This window comes from Thalassobius vesicularis (assembly GCF_004799325.1).
GTDB classification, from domain to species: Bacteria; Pseudomonadota; Alphaproteobacteria; order Rhodobacterales; family Rhodobacteraceae; genus Thalassobius; species Thalassobius vesicularis.
The window spans coordinates 116267-135519 of sequence record NZ_SSMD01000002.1; the positions used below are offsets into that span (position 1 = coordinate 116267).

Annotated in this window: 20 protein-coding genes; 9 read left to right on the forward strand and 11 right to left on the reverse strand. The window is 65.4% G+C overall.

The window, feature by feature from the left end:
- Positions 1 to 12: 12 nt before the first annotated feature.
- The 4 genes from E7681_RS04285 to E7681_RS04300 all read right to left on the reverse strand — a co-directional run bounded on the left by E7681_RS04285 (position 13) and on the right by E7681_RS04300 (position 2188).
- Positions 13 to 522 carry a periplasmic heavy metal sensor gene (locus E7681_RS04285; protein WP_136338044.1) on the reverse strand — a complete coding sequence of 170 codons (510 nt, stop codon included), beginning with the start codon at positions 520 to 522 and terminating at the stop codon, positions 13 to 15.
- 3 nt (positions 523 to 525) lie between these two features.
- The gene (locus E7681_RS04290) at positions 526 to 885 is read right to left on the reverse strand and encodes a dihydroorotate dehydrogenase (protein WP_136338045.1); all 360 of its coding nucleotides are present in this window, start codon (positions 883 to 885) and stop codon (positions 526 to 528) included.
- 1 nt (position 886) lies between these two features.
- The gene (locus E7681_RS04295; RefSeq protein WP_136338046.1) at positions 887 to 1471 is read right to left on the reverse strand and encodes an RNA polymerase sigma factor; all 585 of its coding nucleotides are present in this window, start codon (positions 1469 to 1471) and stop codon (positions 887 to 889) included.
- Positions 1472 to 1564: 93 nt separating this feature from the next.
- The gene (locus E7681_RS04300) at positions 1565 to 2188 is read right to left on the reverse strand and encodes an EF-hand domain-containing protein (protein WP_136338047.1); all 624 of its coding nucleotides are present in this window, start codon (positions 2186 to 2188) and stop codon (positions 1565 to 1567) included.
- 241 nt (positions 2189 to 2429) lie between these two features.
- Here E7681_RS04300 and E7681_RS04305 point away from each other — a divergent pair, with 241 nt between their 5' ends.
- Positions 2430 to 2816 (forward strand): DUF983 domain-containing protein, encoded by a 387-nt coding sequence (locus E7681_RS04305; RefSeq protein WP_136338048.1) that lies wholly within the window; start codon positions 2430 to 2432, stop codon positions 2814 to 2816.
- A gap of 20 nt (positions 2817 to 2836) precedes the next feature.
- Positions 2837 to 3544 carry an NUDIX hydrolase gene (locus E7681_RS04310; protein ID WP_136338049.1) on the forward strand — a complete coding sequence of 236 codons (708 nt, stop codon included), beginning with the start codon at positions 2837 to 2839 and terminating at the stop codon, positions 3542 to 3544.
- Here E7681_RS04310 and E7681_RS04315 read toward each other — a convergent pair.
- The 4 genes from E7681_RS04315 to E7681_RS04330 form a co-directional block, all read right to left on the reverse strand.
- Positions 3507 to 4403: an EamA family transporter gene (locus E7681_RS04315; protein ID WP_136338050.1), complete on the reverse strand. Its 897-nt coding sequence runs from the start codon at positions 4401 to 4403 to the stop codon at positions 3507 to 3509. The two genes, E7681_RS04310 and E7681_RS04315, sit on opposite strands and share 38 nt — an antisense overlap.
- A 60-nt stretch (positions 4404 to 4463) precedes the next feature.
- Positions 4464 to 4787, reverse strand: coding sequence for a hypothetical protein (locus tag E7681_RS04320; protein ID WP_136338051.1), 324 nt, complete (start codon positions 4785 to 4787; stop codon positions 4464 to 4466).
- 66 nt (positions 4788 to 4853) lie between these two features.
- Complete coding sequence (locus E7681_RS04325; protein ID WP_136338052.1) at positions 4854 to 5900, reverse strand: aldo/keto reductase; 1047 nt, start codon at positions 5898 to 5900, stop codon at positions 4854 to 4856.
- 73 nt (positions 5901 to 5973) lie between these two features.
- Complete coding sequence (locus E7681_RS04330; RefSeq protein ID WP_136338053.1) at positions 5974 to 6405, reverse strand: DsrE family protein; 432 nt, start codon at positions 6403 to 6405, stop codon at positions 5974 to 5976.
- A gap of 219 nt (positions 6406 to 6624) precedes the next feature.
- On the opposite strand from E7681_RS04330, the gene E7681_RS04335 reads away from it, so the two are divergent.
- The 3 genes from E7681_RS04335 to E7681_RS04345 all read left to right on the forward strand — a co-directional run bounded on the left by E7681_RS04335 (position 6625) and on the right by E7681_RS04345 (position 11216).
- On the forward strand, positions 6625 to 7842 hold the full coding sequence (locus E7681_RS04335; protein ID WP_136338450.1) for an MFS transporter: 1218 nt from the start codon (positions 6625 to 6627) through the stop codon (positions 7840 to 7842).
- Between the two features lie 64 nt (positions 7843 to 7906).
- Positions 7907 to 9619, forward strand: coding sequence for a methionine--tRNA ligase (gene metG, locus E7681_RS04340; RefSeq protein ID WP_136338054.1), 1713 nt, complete (start codon positions 7907 to 7909; stop codon positions 9617 to 9619).
- Between the two features lie 61 nt (positions 9620 to 9680).
- Complete coding sequence (locus tag E7681_RS04345; RefSeq protein ID WP_136338055.1) at positions 9681 to 11216, forward strand: acetolactate synthase large subunit; 1536 nt, start codon at positions 9681 to 9683, stop codon at positions 11214 to 11216.
- A 174-nt stretch (positions 11217 to 11390) separates the two neighbouring features.
- On the opposite strand, the gene E7681_RS04350 is transcribed toward E7681_RS04345, so the two are convergent.
- From E7681_RS04350 to glpD, 3 genes are all read right to left on the reverse strand, one after another.
- The gene (locus tag E7681_RS04350) at positions 11391 to 11732 is read right to left on the reverse strand and encodes an alkylphosphonate utilization protein (protein WP_425471374.1); all 342 of its coding nucleotides are present in this window, start codon (positions 11730 to 11732) and stop codon (positions 11391 to 11393) included.
- A 227-nt stretch (positions 11733 to 11959) separates the two neighbouring features.
- On the reverse strand, positions 11960 to 13438 hold the full coding sequence (gene glpK, locus E7681_RS04355; protein ID WP_136338057.1) for a glycerol kinase GlpK: 1479 nt from the start codon (positions 13436 to 13438) through the stop codon (positions 11960 to 11962).
- A 38-nt stretch (positions 13439 to 13476) separates the two neighbouring features.
- Positions 13477 to 15024: a glycerol-3-phosphate dehydrogenase gene (gene glpD, locus E7681_RS04360; RefSeq protein WP_136338058.1), complete on the reverse strand. Its 1548-nt coding sequence runs from the start codon at positions 15022 to 15024 to the stop codon at positions 13477 to 13479.
- Between the two features lie 230 nt (positions 15025 to 15254).
- Here glpD and E7681_RS04365 point away from each other — a divergent pair, with 230 nt between their 5' ends.
- The 4 genes from E7681_RS04365 to E7681_RS04380 are packed head-to-tail and all read left to right on the forward strand — an operon-like array spanning position 15255 to position 19224.
- Positions 15255 to 16685, forward strand: coding sequence for a circularly permuted type 2 ATP-grasp protein (locus tag E7681_RS04365; RefSeq protein ID WP_136338059.1), 1431 nt, complete (start codon positions 15255 to 15257; stop codon positions 16683 to 16685).
- Between the two features lie 4 nt (positions 16686 to 16689).
- On the forward strand, positions 16690 to 17631 hold the full coding sequence (locus E7681_RS04370) for an alpha-E domain-containing protein (RefSeq protein WP_136338060.1): 942 nt from the start codon (positions 16690 to 16692) through the stop codon (positions 17629 to 17631).
- A gap of 4 nt (positions 17632 to 17635) precedes the next feature.
- On the forward strand, positions 17636 to 18451 hold the full coding sequence (locus E7681_RS04375) for a transglutaminase family protein (protein WP_136338061.1): 816 nt from the start codon (positions 17636 to 17638) through the stop codon (positions 18449 to 18451).
- A 29-nt stretch (positions 18452 to 18480) separates the two neighbouring features.
- On the forward strand, positions 18481 to 19224 hold the full coding sequence (locus E7681_RS04380) for a proteasome-type protease (protein ID WP_136338062.1): 744 nt from the start codon (positions 18481 to 18483) through the stop codon (positions 19222 to 19224).
- Positions 19225 to 19253 lie beyond the last annotated feature (29 nt).

Below are 19253 nucleotides of genomic sequence, written 5' to 3' on the forward strand. Positions count from 1 at the left end.
TCTCGCCGCGCCTCAGTCGCGGTCGGGCTTGAACGGGCGGTGCCGGTTCAGGCCTTCCTCCAGACGGTCGGCAAATTCCGCGCGCTCGGTGTCGCTCATCTGCTCCAGCCGTTCGATCAGCAGGTGCTGCCCGCGTTCCTGCCGCTCGGTGCCGATTTTCATCTGCCGCATCAGGATCGCTTCGACCTTGTCGCCGTCATAGGGTTTCGCCCGCAGCGCGGTCAGAACCTCGGCAAACTCGGCGCGCACCTGTTCGCGCGAGGGGCGGGCCGCGCGGTAGTCATCGCGCAGACGTTCGCCGATTTCGCGGCGGTCCCGGTGGCTCAGCGCGTGGGTGTAGGGCCCGACGACCATGTCCAGTCGCGGCGGACGCCCGCCGTCGAACGGGCCGAACCGGACGACCGCGCCGATCATCACCCCAGCCACAGCCAGGTTCAGCGCCAACGAGGTAAACAGCACCACCTTCAGCCACGGACGCATCCCGGCCGGTTTCTTTTCGGGCGTTTGCACGGTTTCGCTCATCGCTTACCCCTCCGCAAAAGTCAGGTCATAGCCGGGCATCAGGTCGACCAGGTACAGGTCGGTGCTGGTGCCCAGCAAGGTCTCGGCCGTTGTTGCCACGGCATCGGGCGGGTTCACCCCAATCCACAGACCGGCCACGCCCGCCGTCGCCAGCCCGGCCACTGCGGGCCAGCCCCCGACGGCATTCAGGAACTGCCGCAGGCGCGAGGTTCGGCGCGGCGGCGCGGCTCGCATCGGCGCAGGCTGCATCGCGATCGCATCCGCCATCACCCGCGCCATCAGCTCGGGCGAGGGATCAGCCGCCTGCCCCCGTGCCTCGGCGAACAGGGCGTCCAGATCGAATTCTGCGGGTTTCTTGTCCATGTCAGTCATCCGTATACCCCAATTCTTCGCGCCGGCCGGCCAGAATGGCGGTCAACGCGCGTTTGCCCCGTGCGGTCAGACTTTCGACCGCCTCGGTGCTGATCTCCAGTATCTCCGCGATCTCGGGGTTTCCCAACCCTTCGATATGGCGCAGCACCACCGCCTGACGCTGCCGCTCGGGCAGCTGGGCAAGCGCGTCCTGCAACGCGGTCATCCGTGCGGCCTGCTGCATTTCCCCGGCGACGTCCGGGCGGTCGTCCTCTGGCTCGGGGACCGAGTCCAGATCCACGCTGCGCGACCGCCTTAGCCGGTCGGTGCACAGGTTGGCCACCACGCGGTACAGCCAGGTCGTGACCTTGGCCTCGCCCTGCCGCCAGTCCGGCGCGATCTTCCACAGCCGCAGCATCGCCTCTTGCGCGATGTCCTCGGCCTCGGCGCGGTCGCCCAGCATGCGCATCGCCTGTCCAAAGGCCCGCGGCGTCATCCGGACGTTCAGACTGCGCGCAGCGTCGCCGTCCCCATTGGCATAGAGCACCAGCAGGGCTTCGTCCGACACATCCGCATAGGCATCAAAGGGCATACTCATCGTCCTTTTGCCGTATCCTTTTGGCAGCCCGAGGGCAATCGTCAGCCCCCCATTCGGGCCGGGGGCGGTCGCCCGCCCCCGCACCGGCTCGTCTTATTGCTTGGGCTGCATCGGGCAATCGCCGTTGCCACCCATGCCTTTGCCCATGCCCATGCCGCGGCCGTCATGGTCGCCATGGCGCATCATGCGGCCATCGTGATCGCCGTCACGCATCATCCGGCCGTTGTGGTCGCCCTTGCCGGGGCCAAAGCCGCGCTGCTCCATGCGGTCCTGCATCTGGGCGAATTCCTCGGTCGAGATCGCCCCGTCGCCGTCCTTGTCCAGGCGCTGCAGCATCATGCCCTTGTTCTTGGGTTGCATTTCCTCGTAGCTCAGCTTGCCGTCGTCATTGGCGTCGCGGTCCACGATCATGTGCTTGGCGCGGTTGGTCATGCGCTCGGCCATCTTGGCCTGCATCTGGGCCGCCATTTCCTCGGCGCTCAGGCTGCCATCCTTGTCGGCGTCAGCGGCGTCGAACTTGGCCTTGAAGTGGGCCGCGATCTCGGCCTCGGTGATCTTGCCGTCCTTGTCGGCGTCCACCTCTTCAAAGGTGAACATCTGGCCGCGCGGGCCGTCGAACCCGCCCATGCGGTGCTCTTTGCCCCAGGCAAATGCGGCGCCTGCGCCAGCGGTCAGGGTCAGGGCGGCGACAGTCGAGATCAGAATTGCGCGTTTCATGTGCGGTTCTCCGTTTTCTGAGTTGTGTCGAAACCGGCCTCTCAGCTCGTTTTCTGATCACTAAACGCGGCCCGTTGCCCATTCCGTCGCCCTGAAACGTAAAAAATATTCCAACTCACGCATCCGTGACATGGGGGTGAACGGGGTTTTGCGACATCGGGACGCAAGGACACTGCGCACCCTTTATATTCCATCTCTGATGCACCAATTTGCACGGCTTGAGGGAAACGCGAGGGAACCCATGTCCGACACCGTTCACATCGAGGAACGCGAAACCTGGCCGGCAATCGTGAACGGCTGGAGGCGAAAATGCCCGTCCTGCGGCAGCGGGCCGATGCTCAAGGGCTATCTGTCCGTGCGCAAGGCCTGCCCGGTCTGCAAAGAGGAATTCCACCATCACCGCGCCGATGACGGCCCGGCCTACCTGACGATTCTGATCGTGGGCCACCTGATGGCGCCCCTGCTGTTGCTGGTGTTTGAAACCTGGCGGCCGGAACCGCTGGTGCTGTTCACCATTTTCGCCATTGGCACGGTCGCGCTGTCGCTCTACCTTCTTCCTCGGTTGAAGGGGGCGTTGATCGGGTTCCAGTGGGCGCGTGGCATGCACGGGTTCGGGCGTGCCGGATAACCCCCCGCGAGGGAGGATACATGACCATAGACAAGACCGCGATCCGCGACGCCGCCACGGTGATCGTGCTGCGCGACAGACTGAATGACCCACATGTTTTGATGGGCCAACGCGGTGCCCAAGCCGCGTTCATGCCCAACAAGTTCGTGTTTCCGGGGGGTGCCGTGGACAAGGCCGACGCCGATGTTCCGCTGGCCACCCAGATGCCGCATGTCTGCCGTGACCGCCTGCTCGAAGACACCGAGCGTGACCTGACGCACGCCCTGTCCGTCGCCGCGATCCGCGAGCTGTGGGAAGAAACCGGCCTGATCCTGGGTCAGCGCGGTGCCTGGGACGGCACTCCGCCCGAGGATTGGGTCAGCTTCGCCGCCACCGGCCACGTGCCTTCGGCGCATCCGCTGCAATTCGTGTTCCGCGCCATCACCCCTCCGGGTCGGCCGCGCCGGTTCGATGCGCGTTTCTTCATGATCGACGCCGACGAAATCGCCAGCGATCTGGACGATTTCGACGCCGCCTGTGACGAGCTTTCGCACCTGCAATGGATCCCGCTGCCCAAGGTGCGCGAGTTCGACCTGCCCTTCATCACCGAGGTCGTCCTGGCCGAAGTCGCCAAGCGCGCCCACGACCTGACGCCGCCGGATTCGGTGCCGTTCTTCAAGAACAACGAAGAGGCAAACCTGTTCCTGCGCCTTAAAGGAGTAGGACCAATGACAGGACAGAAGCGCTGATAAGCGCGATCCCGGCGCCTTCGCGCCGGGTGATCTTCTCTTTGAAGACCAGCACCGAGGCGGCGATCGAAAAGATCACCTCGACCTGCCCCACAGCAAAGACATAGGCCGCGTTCATCAGCGTAAAGGCGGTGAACCAGCCAAGGCTGCCACCCAGACTGGCCAGCCCCATCCACACGGATTTTCGCCACGACCCCAAGACCTTGGCCAATTGACCCGGCTCGCGCCAGCCGATCCACAGGCTCAGCCCCAGCGCCTGAGAGGTCGTCACCACCGCCAAGGACGCCAGCGCCCGCATCAACGGGTCGTCGCTGGCCACCTCCAGCGTGGCACCACGATAGCCCACCGCCGAGACCGCGAAAAACGCCCCCGACAGCAGCCCCAGCCCCGCGCTGCGGTTCCAGAACCTGCGCCAGCCGGCGGCGCCCCCGGGCACGTCCGACAGCACCAGAACGCCGACCAGCCCCAAAAGGATCGCCACCATCCCACCCAATGACACCGTGTCGCCCAGCACGACAAAGCCCACCAGCGCGGTCTGCACGACCTCGGTTTTCTTGAAGGTGATCCCCACCGCGAAATTGCGCCGCGCGAACAGCGCCACCACGCACCATGTCGCCAGCACCTGTGCCAGCGCGCCGCTCCATGCGTAGGTCAGGAACATCGGCCCGACCGCAGGCACCCCCTGCCCGCGCCAGCTGACGTAGCCCACCGCAATCGTCACCACGAACGGGGCCGAGAACAGGAACCGCGCAAGCGTCGCGCCCCCCGCCGACAGCGTCCCCATCGCCAGCATCTTTTGCAGCATGAAGCGCAGAGTCTGGAACGCCGCCGCCGCGATGGAAATCAGAACCCAGGCCATGACCTACCCTTTACCGGAGCACTTGCATGCTCCGGCTTTGGCATGTCCGGGCGGGCCGCGTCAATCGACGCAGATCTCGACCTTCTTGCCCTTTTCGTCCAGGTAGCTGTAGCAGCCGAACATCGGGGACACCTTGTTGCAGGTCCGCGTGTCCGCCAGACAGGTGTCCGTACAATCGGTAGCCTTGCGGCAGGATTTGCCGGCGTCCGGGTTCTCGGTAAAGCAGATATATTCCGGCGAGAAGATGCCCCCCGGCGCATAGGTGCCGCCAGCGGCCTCGCACGCGGCTTTCTTTGCGGGGATCGATTTGGGGCCCGGCGGGTCGTCTTGCGGCAGGCAGCCTGCCAGCGCCAACACCCCCAGAACCAGCATGAATTTCTTCATTTTGCCCCTCCATTGGCTGTTCTGTCCGGGCCCAGCTTACGCCTGCCGGGCCCAGAGTAAACAGTTTCAGAACGGCATGGGGTGCGACTTGTGCGCCTCGTCCAGCTCCTTCAGGACCTCGTCGGACAGGGTGACATCGGCCGCTTTCAGCGCGTGGTCCAGCTGTTCAAGCGTGGTCGCCCCGAAGATGACCGAGGTCATGAACGGCCGCCCCGCCGCCCAGGCCAGCGCCATATGCACCGGGTCCAGCCCGTGGCGGGCGGCGATCGCCAGATAGGCGTCGACGGCGGCGAACACCCGGTCGGTCTTGCGCCCGCCCAACCCCGGCACCAGCGACATGCGCGAGCCTTCGGGGACGTGGTTGTGCTGGTATTTCCCGGTCAGCAGGCCCACCGCCAGCGGCGAATAGGCCAGCAGGCCGATGTCTTCATTCGCGGCCACCTCGGCCAGATCGGTGTCGAACAGACGGCACATCAGCGAGTATTCGTTCTGCACCGAGGCAACGCGAGGCCCGCCGACACGCTCGGCCACGTTCGCCCACATCGTGCAGCCCCAGGCGCTTTCGTTCGACAGGCCGAAATGGCGGATATTGCCCTTTTCGACCTGACGCTGCAGCGCGTCCAGCGCGTCCTCCATATGGGCGATGGTGGTAGCGCGGTCCTGCCCCGACGCGTCATAGCCCCAGTTCTTGCGGAACATGTAGCTGCCGCGATTGGGCCAGTGGAATTGATAGAGGTCGATATAGTCGGTCTGCAGCCGCTTCAGCGACCCTTCGATCGCGCCCGGAATGGTGGCCGAGGTGATCGGCGCGCCATCGCGCACAGCCGCCAGCCCCTCGCCCGAATGCTTGGTGGCCAGAATGAAATCGCCCCGCCGCGCGCGGTTGGCAGCGTTCCAGGTGCCGATGATTTCCTCGGTCCGGCCCACGGTTTCCTTGGACACCGGGTTCACCGGATACATCTCGGCGGTGTCGATGAAGTTGATCCCCCGCGCCAGCGCCATGTCGATCTGCGCATGGCCCACCGCTTCGGTGGTCTGGGTGCCAAAGGTCATGGTGCCAAGGCAAAGGTCGGTCACATCCAGGCCCGTGCGGCCCAGCGGTCTGGTCTTCATTGTGTTGCTCCCGTCGGTTCACTGCCCGGGAACATACCCCGGCTGATCGAAAAGACCAGCCGGGGCCGGGTTTTTACGGTTTGACGTAGGCGTAGCCGTCCTCTTGCAGTTCGACCAGGCGCACCACGCCCGAGGGCACGACCTGCGCCTCTTCCATCACCGACAGCTCCTTGCCGGCTTTCTTGCTCATCTTGGCCAACGTGTTGCCGCAGGCCGAGAATTGCAGGTGATCCAGCCCCAGATGCATGGTTTTCACGCGCTCCTCGACCGGGCTTTGGCCCGGCATCAGCATGATCAGGCCGGGGCCGTAGGCGACCAGCTCGACCGTGACGTCATCACCCTTGGATTTGTAGTAGGAGACGACGTTCTCGATATTGTTCAGTGCGATGTTCATCACCTGTGCGTCACCGCTGTTCACGTGAACGGCGATCTTGTGCATCACGCCTTCGGCCCAGGCAAAAACCGGGGCACCGGCCAGAACGGCCGCCAAAATGAGTTTTTTCATGCGGATTCCTCCCTATTCGCATGGGGTTACGATACGCGGATTCCGGAATATGTCACCGGGATTTTTTGCGGACTGGCCGCGCAGGGGGCGCTGCCCCCACCGGCGCCTTTGGCGCCGCCCCCGGAGTATTTCGGTCAGAAAGAAGCGCAAAGGCGCGGCGTGGGTGGGGCGGCGTGGAAAATCCTTGCCTTCGGCGCGCAATGGGTCAGGGTTGATGACATGCGCCTGATGATTTCCTTTGCCGCCCTGTTCCTGTCCGTGATCCTGTTGCAGCTGTCTTCGGGCGGCGTGGGGCCGTTGGATGCGCTTTCGGGCTCGGCTTTGGGGTTCAGCACGGGGCAGATCGGTTTGCTGGGCTCGTCGCATTTCCTGGGGTTTTTCCTGGGCTGCTGGTGGGCGCCGCGCCTGATGGGAAGCGTCGGGCATTCGCGGGCGTTTGCGGCGTTTACCGCCGCCGGGGCGATCGGGCTGATGGCGCATATGATGCTGGTCGGGCCGCTGGAATGGGCGATCATGCGGGCGGCGACGGGGCTGTGCGTGGCGGGCTGTTACACGATCATCGAGGCCTGGTTGCAGGCCAAGGTCACGAACGAGACGCGCGGGCGGGCGATGGGCGTTTACCGCGTCGTGGACATGGGCGGATCGCTGGTATCGCAGATGTTGATCTCGGTTTTGGCACCGGCAAGTTATGTGTCTTACAACCTGCTGGCCATACTGTGTTGCGCGGCCCTGGTGCCGCTGACCCTGACCCGGGCCGAGCAGCCCGAGACCCCCGATGCCCCGCGCCTGCGCCCGATGCTGCCGGTCAGGCGCTCGCCCCTGGCGGCGGCTGGGGTGGTGGTGGCGGCGCTGTCCAGCGCCTCGTTCCGGATGGTGGGGCCGGTTTATGGCCAGAAGGTCGGCCTGCCTGCCGATCAGATCGCGTGGTTCCTGGCGGCCTTTGTCGCCGGGGGGGCGATCGCGCAATATCCCGTGGGCTGGCTGGCGGACAAGTTCGACCGGCGCTGGGTGCTGATCTGGATGTCGGTGGCTGCCGTGGTGTCCTGCGCTGTCACGGCGTTGACCCACAGCCTCAGCCCCGCGGGCATTCTGCTGACCGCCTCTTTCTTTGGGCTGACGACCTTTCCGATTTATTCCGTCTCGGCCGCCCATGCCCATGATTTCGCCGAAGATCACGAACGGATCGAGCTGTCCGCCGCGCTGATGTTCTACTTTGCGGTCGGTGCCATTGCCGCGCCCTTGCTGGCCTCGTGGCTGATCGAGGCATACGGCCCCCCCGCCATGTTCGTCATGATCGCCGTGGGCCATGCGGTGCTGATCGTGTTCGGCCTGATCCGAATGCGCGCCCGTCCGACGCGGCGGCGTACGCGCTATGTCTGGTCGCCGCGCACCTCGTTCCTGATCGGGCGTCTGACCAGCCGGTCGCGCGACGATTAACGGTGCTGGAACCCGCGCGCCCCATGCGCTAAAGGGGGCAGGAAACGGACGAAGGGCACGCGGCATGGCACGGCATCTGATCACCTCGGCAATTCCCTATATCAACGGGATCAAGCACCTGGGCAACCTGGTGGGCAGTCAGCTGCCTGCGGACCTGTTCGCCCGCTACCAGCGTGCGCGCGGCAACGAGGTGCTATTCCTGTGCTCGACCGACGAACACGGCACCCCGGCCGAGCTGGCCGCCGCCAAGGCCGGTGAACCCGTCGCCGAATACTGCGCGCGCATGCATGACGTGCAGGCCGAGATCGCCAAGGGCTTCCGCCTGTCGTTCGACCATTTCGGCCGCTCCTCCAGCGCTGAGAACCACAAGCTGACCCAGCACCTGGCTGGCAAACTGGCCGAGGCTGGCCTGATCCGCGAAGTCAGCGAAAAGCAGATGTATTCCAAGGCCGACGGCCGCTTCCTGCCCGACCGCTATATCGAGGGCACCTGCCCGAACTGCGGCTTCGACTCGGCCCGTGGCGATCAGTGCGACAACTGCACCAAGCAGCTGGACCCGGTCGATCTGATCAATCCGCATTCCACCATCTCTGGCTCGACCGACCTGGAAATGCGCGAGACCAAGCACCTTTACCTGCGCCAAAGCCAGATGAAGGACCAGCTAGAGGCATGGATCGACTCCAAGACCGACTGGCCCGTGCTGACCACCTCGATCGCCAAGAAATGGCTGAACGACGGCGACGGCCTGCAGGATCGCGGCATCACCCGCGATCTGGACTGGGGCATTCCCGTGAAAAAGGGCGAGGAAGACTGGCCCGGCATGGAAGGCAAGGTGTTCTACGTCTGGTTCGACGCCCCCATCGAATACATCGCCTGCGCCCAGGAATGGGTGAACGCGGGCAAGGGCGACGACTGGGCCCGCTGGTGGCGCACCGACAAGGGCGCCGATGACGTGACCTATACCCAGTTCATGGGCAAGGATAACGTGCCGTTCCATACGCTTAGCTTCCCCGCCACCATGCTGGGCTGCGGCGAGCCGTGGAAGATGGTCGATTACATCAAGTCGTTCAACTACCTGAACTATGACGGCGGCCAGTTCTCTACCTCGCGCGGGCGCGGCGTGTTCATGGATCAGGCGCTGGAAATCCTGCCCGCCGATTACTGGCGCTGGTGGCTGCTCAGCCACGCGCCGGAATCCTCGGACAGCGAATTCACCTGGGAAAACTTCCAGGCCTCGGTGAACAAGGATCTGGCCGACGTGCTTGGCAACTTCGTCAGCCGCATCACCAAGTTCTGCCGCGCGAAATTCGGCGAAGTCGTCCCCGAGGGCGGCACCTACGGCGAGACCGAGCAGGCCCTGATCGCCGACCTGACCGCCAAGATCGCTGCCTACCAGCAGTTCATGGAGGAAAAAGAGGTCCGCAAAGCCGCGCAAGAGCTGCGCGCGATCTGGGTCGCAGGGAACGAATACCTGCAATCCGCCGCGCCCTGGACCACCTTCAAGACCGACCCCGAACAGGCCGCCGCACAGGTCCGTCTGGGCCTGAACCTGATCCGCCTTTACGCGGTGCTGTCCTCGCCCTTCATCCCGGATGCCTCGGCCTCGATGCTGGCCGCGATGCAGACCACCGATGACGCATGGCCCGACGACGTCCCCGCCGCACTGGCCGCCCTGCCCGCCGGTCACGCCTTTACCGTGCCGGACGTTCTGTTCACCAAGATCGCGGACGAACAACGCGAGGAATGGCAGCAGCGTTTCGCGGGTATCCGCACCTGACACCCTTGGCCTCGGCCCGGAAACATGCAAACTCCCTCTCGGAAGCGAGAGGGAGTTTTTCATGAACGGCGCTGAAAGCCTGGTCCAAAGCCTGTTGGCCGCGGGCATCGATACCTGTTTTGCCAACCCCGGCACGTCCGAGATGCATTTCGTGTCCGCACTGGACCGCCACCCGGGCATGCGCTGCGTGCTGGGCCTGTTCGAGGGCGTCGTGACCGGCGCCGCCGACGGCTACGGCCGCATGATGGACAAACCGGCGGTAACCCTGCTGCATTGCGGCCCCGGCCTGACCAACGGCATGGCCAACCTGCACAACGCCCGCCGCGCCAACACCCCCGTGCTGAACCTGATCGGCGATCAGGCCGACAGCATCGTCGCGCTCGATCCGCCGCTGACCGCCGACACCACCGCGCTGGCCCGCACCCTGTCGGTCTGGACCCGCCGCAGCAACGACCCCGCCCGCGTCGCCGCCGACGCAATGGAGGGCGTACGTGCAAGCATGGAAGGGCCCGGCGTCGCCTCGCTGATCCTGCCCTCTGACGCCGCTTGGACCGAGGGCGGCCAGATCGCCCCCTACCTGCCCCCGGCCGCGCCGACCGGCCCCACCGGTCTGGCCGTGGACCGCGCCGCCGCCATGCTGCGCAACGGCAAGAAAACCGTGCTGCTGCTGTCCAACCGCGCCCTGCGCGAGGCCCCGTTGGGGATCGCGGGACGCATCGCCCACAAAACCGGCGCGCGCCTGATGACCCTGTCGCAAATCCCCCGCCTGCAAGCGGGTCAGGGCCGCCAGCCGATCGAGCGCATCCCCTACAACGTCGACCTCTCGATCAAGGCCCTGGCCGGGGTCGAGCAGATCATCCAGATCGGTGCACGCGAACCGGTGAACTTCTTCGCCTACCCCGACAAGCCGAACGTGCCGATGCAAGACGGCTGCGAATGCCTGATGGTCACCCGCCCCGATCAGGACCACCTGATGGCACTGGATGCGATCGCCCAAGCCGTCGGCGCTCATGATGCCGCCCCCCGGCCCCAGCGCCCCGACTACGGCACGCTGTCCGGCACCCCCACGCCCGAACTGCTGGGCGCCGTGATCAATCAGACCCTGCCCGAGAACGCCATCATCGTCGACGAAAGCGTCAGCTACGGCCGCGCCCTGCTGCCCTCGTTCTGGACGGCGGCCCCGCATGATTACCTGCACCTGAACGGCGGCTCCATCGGTCTGGGCATCCCCATGGCCACCGGTGCCGCGGTGGCCTGCCCCGACCGCCGCGTCGTGGCGCTGCAGGCAGACGGCTCCGCGCTCTACACCGTACAGGGCCTGTGGACCCAGGCCCGCGAGGGCCTCAACGTCACCACCATCATCCTGTCAAACCGCCGCTACGCCATCCTGCAAGGCGAAATGACCGCCGTCGGCGCCAACCTCGGCCCCGCGGCGCAAGAGCTGTTCAACCTCGACCGCCCCGCCACCGACTGGCAGGCGCTGGCCAAAGGTTTCGGCATCCCGGCCACGCAAGCCACGGATATCGAAACCCTCGTGGACCAGATCAACCGCGCCAACGCCACCCCGGGGCCCAGCCTGATCGAGTTGATGATCTGAGGGATAAGAAAGGGGGCTCTGCCCCCTCGGCCTGCGGCCTCACCCCCGGGATATTTTCAAAAAGAAGAAGCCTGCTTCTTTCTGATCAGAAATACTCCGGGGTTTGGGGCAGCGCCCCAAGTCCCGAGGCCGCAAGGCCGAGATATCCTGTGCGCGCTTGCGCGCTCAATGGGATCAGGATTTCTTAACGAACTGGGTCAGGATCACGATCCGCTGGCCTTCGACGCGGCCTTCGATATGACCCGCGTTGTCGGGCACCAGAGAGATATTGCGCACCGCCGTGCCGCGCTTGGCGGTGAAGCCCGCGCCTTTCACCGGCAGGTCCTTGATCAGCACCACCGTGTCGCCATTGCTCAGCACCGCGCCGTTGCTGTCCTTGTGCACCACGTCGCTGTCTTCGCTGAGGCCCGCTTCGGCCCAGGCCAGGGTGTCTTCTTCGAGATAGGCGATCTCCAGCAGCTCGGTCGCCCAGGCCGCGTCCAGTTTGTGCAGCAAACGGAACGCCACGACCTGCACCGCCGGTTCCGGGCTCCAGATCGCGTCGTTCAGGCATTTCCAGTGCGGCGCATCCTCGGGCGAGCCCTCGGCCCCGGCGCGGCAGGTGTCGCACAGCAGGATGGTTTCGTCGCGCGGGGCAACGGTGTAGTCGGCGGCCGCGTCGGCCCCGCAAATGGCGCAGGTCATGGGAAACTCCTTGGATGGTTGCCCGCCTTATGGGCGCATTCCCCGCCCCTGTCGAGCCTTCAGACCGTCAGCACCGCCTGCACAGCCCGTTGCCAGCGCGCGTAATGCGCGGCGCGGGTCGGTTCGGGCATCTGCGGGGTGAAGCGCCGCTCGGCCGCCCATGTCGCCGCGAACCCTGCCTGATCGGGGTAGATCCCCGCCCGCATCCCCGCCAGCCAGGCCGCGCCCAGGGCCGTCGTTTCCAGCACTGTCGGCCGATCCACCGGCGCGCCCAGGATGTCGGCCAGGAATTGCATCGTCCAGCCCGAGGCCGCCATGCCCCCATCGACCCGCAACACCGTATCGGCGGCACCGGGCCAGTCGGCCTGCATCGCCTCCAGCAGGTCGCGGGTCTGCAATCCGACGCTTTGCAGCGCGGCGCGGGCGAACTCTGCCGGGCCCGAGTTGCGCGTCAGCCCGAACACCGCACCGCGCGCCTGCGGGGCCCAATAGGGCGCGCCCAGCCCGGTGAAGGCCGGCACCATCACCAGATCCTGCGCATCATCCGCCGCCTCGGCCAACGGCCCGGTTTCCGAGGCCGAGCCGATGATCTTCAGCCCGTCGCGCAACCATTGCACCACCGCGCCCGCGATGAAGATCGCGCCCTCCAGCGCATAGGTGCGTTGCCCGTCCAGCTGGTAGGCCACGGTGGTCAGCAGCCGGTTTTGCGACATCACGGCGGTCGGGCCGGTGTTCAGCAGGGCAAAGCAGCCGGTGCCATAGGTCGATTTCATCATTCCCGGGGCAAAGCACGCCTGCCCGATCGTCGCCGCCTGCTGATCGCCTGCGACGCCCAGAATGGGGATGGGCGCGCCCAGCACATCGCTGACCCCGAAGTCCGAGGCGCAGTCATGCACCTGCGGCAGCAGCGTCATCGGAATGTCCAGCGCGGCGCAAATCTCGGCGCTCCACGCGCCCGCGTGGATGTCATACAGCATGGTCCGCGCCGCGTTCGTGGCGTCGGTTGCATGCACCGCGCCGCCGGTCAGCCGCCAGATCAGGAAACTGTCCACCGTGCCAAAGCGCAGCGTGCCCGCCTTGGCCCGCTCACGCGCGCCGGGGACGTTGTCCAACAGCCAGGCCAGCTTGGTCGCCGAAAAATACGGGTCCAGCAGCAGGCCGGTGCGGGCGCGGATCGTGTCCTCCAACCCCCGCGCACGCAGGGCGTCACACATCGCGGCGGTCCGGCGGTCCTGCCAGACGATGGCGTTGTGCAGGCATTGCCCGGTCTCGGCGTCCCACAGCAGCGTGGTTTCGCGCTGGTTGGTGATGCCGATCCCCACGATGTCCGACGCGCTCAGCCCCGCCTTGTCCAGCGCGCGCCGGGCCGATCGCAGGGTCGTTTGCCACAAGTCCTCGGGGGCGTGTTCCACCCAGCCCGAGGCCGGAAAATGCTGCGCGAACTCCTCTTGCCCGACCGCGACCACCTGCATATCCGCGTCGAACACGATCGCCCGGCTCGAGGTGGTGCCCTGATCCAGCGCCAGAATATATGTCATGCGTGCCTCCCGGTTTGGCGACCAATCTGCCCCGGAAATCAACCCGTTGCCAAGGCTTCCCGCATCCAGTCGTCAATCCTGTCGATCTGCTCGGTGCTCAGGTGCAGGCCCAGACGGGTGCGCCGCCAGACGACATCCTCGGCGCTGCGGGCGAATTCGTGGCGCATCAGCCAGCGCAACTCGGCCTCGGACAGGCCCGCGCCGAAATCGCGCCCCAGATCGGCGCCGCTGGCGGGGTTCCCCAGAACCTGCGCCACCTCAGAGCCGTAACAGCGGAACAGCCGCAGCACCTGTGCGTCGGGCAGAAACGGCAGCGCCGCGCGCAGGGCAGCCAACCGCTGGGCCACCTCGGTTGCCGGGAAATCGCCCCCGGGCAGCGCCGCGCCCGCCGTCCAGTCCGGCCCCATCGCCGGCAGATAGGGGGCGAGCTTTTCCAACGCATGCTCGGCCAGTTTGCGGAACGTGGTGATCTTGCCGCCAAAGACCGACAGCAGCGGCGGCCCATCCGTGTCCAGCGCCAGCACGTAATCCCGCGTCGCCGCCCGCGCGTCCCCGGCCCCGTCATCATACAGCGGCCGCACGCCGGAAAAGCTCCAGACCACATCGTCCGCGGTCAGGGGCTGGCGGAAATAGCGGTTGGCAAAGGCGATCAGATAGTCGCGCTCGGCCTCGGTCGCCTCGGGCGGCACGTCAGGGCCTGCGTGGTCCACATCGGTGGTGCCGATCAGGGTGAAATCCTGCTCGTACGGGATCGCGAAAATGATACGCCCGTCAGTGCCTTGCAGGAAATAGCAGCGCTCATGGCCGAACATCCGCGGCACCACGATATGACTGCCTCGCACCAGCCGCACCTTGGCCTGTTTGGCCGCCCCCGTCGCGCCCAGCACCTGCTGCACCCACGGCCCCGCCGCGTTGACCAGCACCCGCGCGCGCAGCACGCGGCCATCCGCCAGCGTGACGTGCCACAGCCCGTCCACCCGCTGCGCCTGCACCATTTCCGCGCGCACCATAATCTGCGCCCCGCGTTCCGCCGCATCCCGCGCGGTCAGCGAGACCAGCCGCGAATCCTGCACCCAGACGTCCGAATACTCGTACGCCTTGCGAAATTCCGGACGCAGCGCCGCGCCCGCCTCGTCCTGCGCCAGCGAAACCGCCCGCGTACCCGGCAACAGATACCGCCCGCCCAGATGGTCGTACAGGAACAACCCCAGCCGGATCACCCAGCCGGGCCTGCGCCCCTTCAGCCAGGGCATGACCAGCGACAGCAGCCGCGACGCGGGCGTTTCCCCCTCGAACCGCATGTCCCGGTGATAGGGCAGCACGAACCGCATCGGCCATGCGATATGCGGCATCGCGCGCAGCAGCACCTCGCGCTCTTTCAGGGCCTCGCGGACCAGGCGGATCTCGAAATATTCCAGGTAGCGCAGCCCGCCGTGAAACAGCTTGGTCGAGGCCGAGGACGTCGCCCCCCCGATATCGCCCTTCTCGACCAGCGCCACCCGCAGGCCCCGTCCCGCCGAATCGCGGGCGATGCCGCAGCCGTTCACGCCGCCACCGATCACCACCATGTCGAACGGGTTGTCCATCGCGCTCTCCTTTGCGCCATACCTGCGCTCCGGCCCCCTTTCGGTCAAGGACCGCCCCGACGTCGCTCGAAAACTTCACGAAACTGTTTCACCGGGCCGCAGACACCAAATGATTAAATTTTAGGCGGTTTTTTTCGTATTTTTGGCGAATTCTGGCTGGTCCCTTGTGCATTCGCGCAAGAACGCATCAAATCAGAAACAGAATGCAACGCTCGACACACAGCGGGACAATGGACACAAAACCACGCTTTTTCGACGAGATGTACGACGCCTCGGGTGCGCCCCGGGACCCCTACAGGCTCTATAGCGACTGGTTCGGTCAGGAAGATATCAAGCATCTGCGCCAGAAATCTCAGGACGCCGAAGCCTTCTTCCGCCGGATCGGCATTACCTTCAACGTCTATGGCCAACAGGAAGCCGACGAGCGATTAATCCCCTTCGACATCGTGCCGCGCATTATCTCGGCCCGTGAATGGGCGCGTCTGGAACAGGGGATCGAACAGCGCGTCCGCGCCATCAACGCCTTCCTCTATGACATCTACCACCGCCAGGAAATCCTGCGCGCTGGCCGCCTGCCCAAGGAAATCATCGCCCGGAACGAGGCGTTCCTGTCCAAGATGATCGGCGTCAACCCGCCCGGCGGCGTCTACACCCATATCGTCGGCACCGATCTGGTCCGCACCGGCGAGGATGAGTTCTACGTCCTCGAGGACAACGCCCGCACCCCCTCTGGCGTCAGCTACATGCTGGAAAACCGCGAGACGATGCTGCAGATGTTCCCCGAGCTGTTCACCAAGCTCAAGGTCCGCCCGGTTTCGCATTACCCGCAGAACCTGCGCCGCTCGCTGGCCGATTGCGCGCCGCCCGCCTTCAACGGCGACAAGCCCGAAATCGCGGTGCTGACGCCTGGCATCTACAACTCCGCCTATTTCGAGCACGCCTTCCTCGCCGACCAGATGGGCGCCGAGCTGGTGGAATCCCACGATCTGCGCATCGTCGATGGCCGCGTCTGCATGCGCACGACCCAAGGCTACAAGGCGATCGACGTGCTCTATCGCCGGGTCGATGACGACTATCTGGACCCGCTGAACTTCAAGCCGGAATCCATGCTGGGTGTACCCGGCATCATGGACGTCTACCGGGCCGGGGGCATCACCATCGCCAACGCGCCGGGCACCGGCATCGCCGATGACAAGGCGCTGTATTCGTACATGCCCGACATCGTCGAATTCTACACCGGCGAAAAGGCGATCCTGCAAAACGTACCGACATGGCGCTGCTCGGAACCCGACAGCCTGAAATACGTGCTGGATCACCTGTCCGAACTGGTCGTGAAAGAGGTCCACGGCTCGGGCGGCTACGGCATGCTGGTCGGCCCCGCCGCCAGTAAACGCGAACTCGCCCGGTTCGAAAAGAAACTGCGCGCGCGCCCGTCGAACTACATCGCCCAGCCCACGCTGGCGCTGTCCACCGTCCCGATCATGGTGAAAAAGGGTCTTGCCCCCCGCCATGTCGATCTGCGTCCCTTCGTGCTGGTCTCGCCCGACAAGATCCGCATCACGCCCGGCGGTCTGACCCGCGTGGCGCTGAAAGAAGGCTCGCTGGTCGTGAACTCGTCGCAGGGCGGCGGGACCAAGGATACCTGGGTGCTGGGGGACTAAGACAATGCTGGGAAAAACCGCTGGCGGCCTGTTCTGGATGTTCCGCTACCTTGAACGCTGCGAAAACACGGCGCGCCTGCTCGAAGCGGGCTGGCGCATCGCGCTGACCCGCTCGGGCGATACGGCCGGGGAATGGGAAAGCGTGCTGAACACGGCCGGGATCCGGAATTTCTACGATCAGAAATACCCCGAGGTCGACGCCGCACACGTCATCAACTTCCTGCTGCGCGATGCCGAGAATCCGTCCTCGGTATTGTCGGCGATCTCGGTCGCGCGCTCGAACGCGCGTCTGGTGCGCACCGCCCTGTCCTCCGAGGTCTGGGAGGCGATCAACGAATACTGGATGGCGATGAAGGCCGCGCTGGCCCGCCCCGTCACCGAAAAGACGCTGGCCGCCGTGCTGTCCGAGATCCGCAACCGCACCGCCATCGTGCGCGGCACGCTGCACGGCACCATGCTGCGCAACGACATCTACAACTTCTGCCGTCTGGGCACCTTCGTGGAACGCGCCGACAACACCGCCCGCATTCTGGACGTGAAATACTACGTCCTGCTGCCCTCGGCCTCGTATGTCGGCTCGTCGATGGACAACACCCAGTGGGAAAACATCCTGCGCTCGGTGTCCGCCGACCGTTCCTTCGGCTGGCTTTACGGCGGCGAGATCACCCCATCGGCCATCGCCGACTTCCTGATCCTCGACCGTCGGATGCCCCGCAGCCTGGCCTTCTGCCACGCCAAGATCCTGGAAAACCTGGACCACCTGCAAGGCGACTACGGCCAGCAGCTGCCCTGCCAGGACATGGCGCAGGCCACCTCGGCGCGCTATCGCAACCGCAAAGTGGCCGAGATCCTCGAAGAGGGCCTGCACGAATTCCTGGAACGCGCGATTCAGGATACCGCCCTTCTGGCCAGCCAGATCGAACGCGACTTCCGGTTCTACGGGTGATGACATGCGACTGACGATTTCCCACCAGACCACCTATACCTACGACAGCCCCGACGCCTACGCGCTGCTGCAACTGCGGCTCAAACCCCGCGACGGCCACGGCCAGCGCGTCGTTGACTGGTCCACAACCGTCACCGGCGGCACCACGCAGGGCCGCTTCGATGACGAGCACGGCAACCATGTCGAGCTGATCCTCGTTGACCCCGACACCACCGAGCTCAGCATCGCCTCCTCCGGCGTGGTCGAGGTCGAGGACCGCGCCGGCGTCGTCGGCGAGCATAAGGCCTTCACCCCGCTCTGGCTTTACGAGGCGCCCACCGCCATGACCGCGCCCGGCAAGGCGCTGCGCAAGCTGGCCGCCCAGATGAAACCGCTGCCCGACGAGGACCAGCTGGCCCGGATGCACCGCCTCTCTGCCGCGATCACCGCGCAGATGCGCTATGAAACCGGCCGCACCGACGCCACCACCACCGCCGAAGAGGCCCTCAGCGCCGGTCACGGCGTCTGTCAGGACTTCGCGCATGTGATGATCGCCACCGCCCGCCTGCTGGGCATCCCGGCGCGCTACATCTCGGGCTACCTGCTGATGGCCGACCGCGAAGATCAGGACGCCGCCCACGCATGGGCCGAGGTCTGGGTCGAGCGGCTGGGTTGGATCGGCTTTGATCCGGCCAACGAAATCTGCCCCGATGACCGCTATGTCCGCGTCGCCGTTGGCTGCGATTACAAGGACGCCGCGCCCGTGCACGGAATTCGTCAGGGCCACGGCACCGAAGACCTAACCGTCACCTTGAAAGTTCAAAGCCAGACTGGTCAATAGGGACATCTTCCGCGAATCGGATATCTGTTATGACGTATTGCGTTGGCCTGTGCCTGAACCAGGGGATGGTTTTCATGTCCGATACCCGCACGAATGCGGGTGTCGACAACATCTCGACCTTCAAGAAAATGTCGACCTGGGAAATCCCCGGCGATCGCTCGATCACCATCATGAGCGCGGGAAACCTGGCCACCACCCAGGCCGTCGTCAGCATCCTCGAGGAACGCTCGAAAGAGGTCGCCGATCGCGACCCCGACATCCTGTCGGCCAAGTCGATGTTCCAGGTTGCCACCCTCGTTGGCCGCACCCTGAAAGAGGTCATCGCCTCGAACGCCCAAAGCGGCCAGCGCGCCGACAGCGCCTTTAACGCGACGCTGCTGGTTGGCGGTCAGGTCGGTGACGGCGAAATGCGCCTGTTCCTGATCTACCCCGAGGGCAACTTCATCGAGGCCAGCACCGACACGCCCTTCTTCCAGATCGGCGAAACCAAGTACGGCCGCCCGATCATCCTGCGCGCCTACGAATCCGACATGACCTTCGAGGAAGCGATCAAGCTGCTGCTGGTCAGCTTTGACTCGACCATCAAGGCGAACCTGTCGGTCAGCCCGCCGCTGGATGTGCATGTCTACGAAAAGGACAGCCTCAGAACCGGCCGGACCTTCCGCATCCAAGCGGACGACCCCTATTTCCTGGAAATCTCGAACGGTTGGGGCGTCGCCCTGCGCGAGGCGTTCACCCGCCTGCCCGAGTTCGATTTCGAGCCGCATCTCTGAGCCGAAAACCCGGCGAAATCAGCGTACGG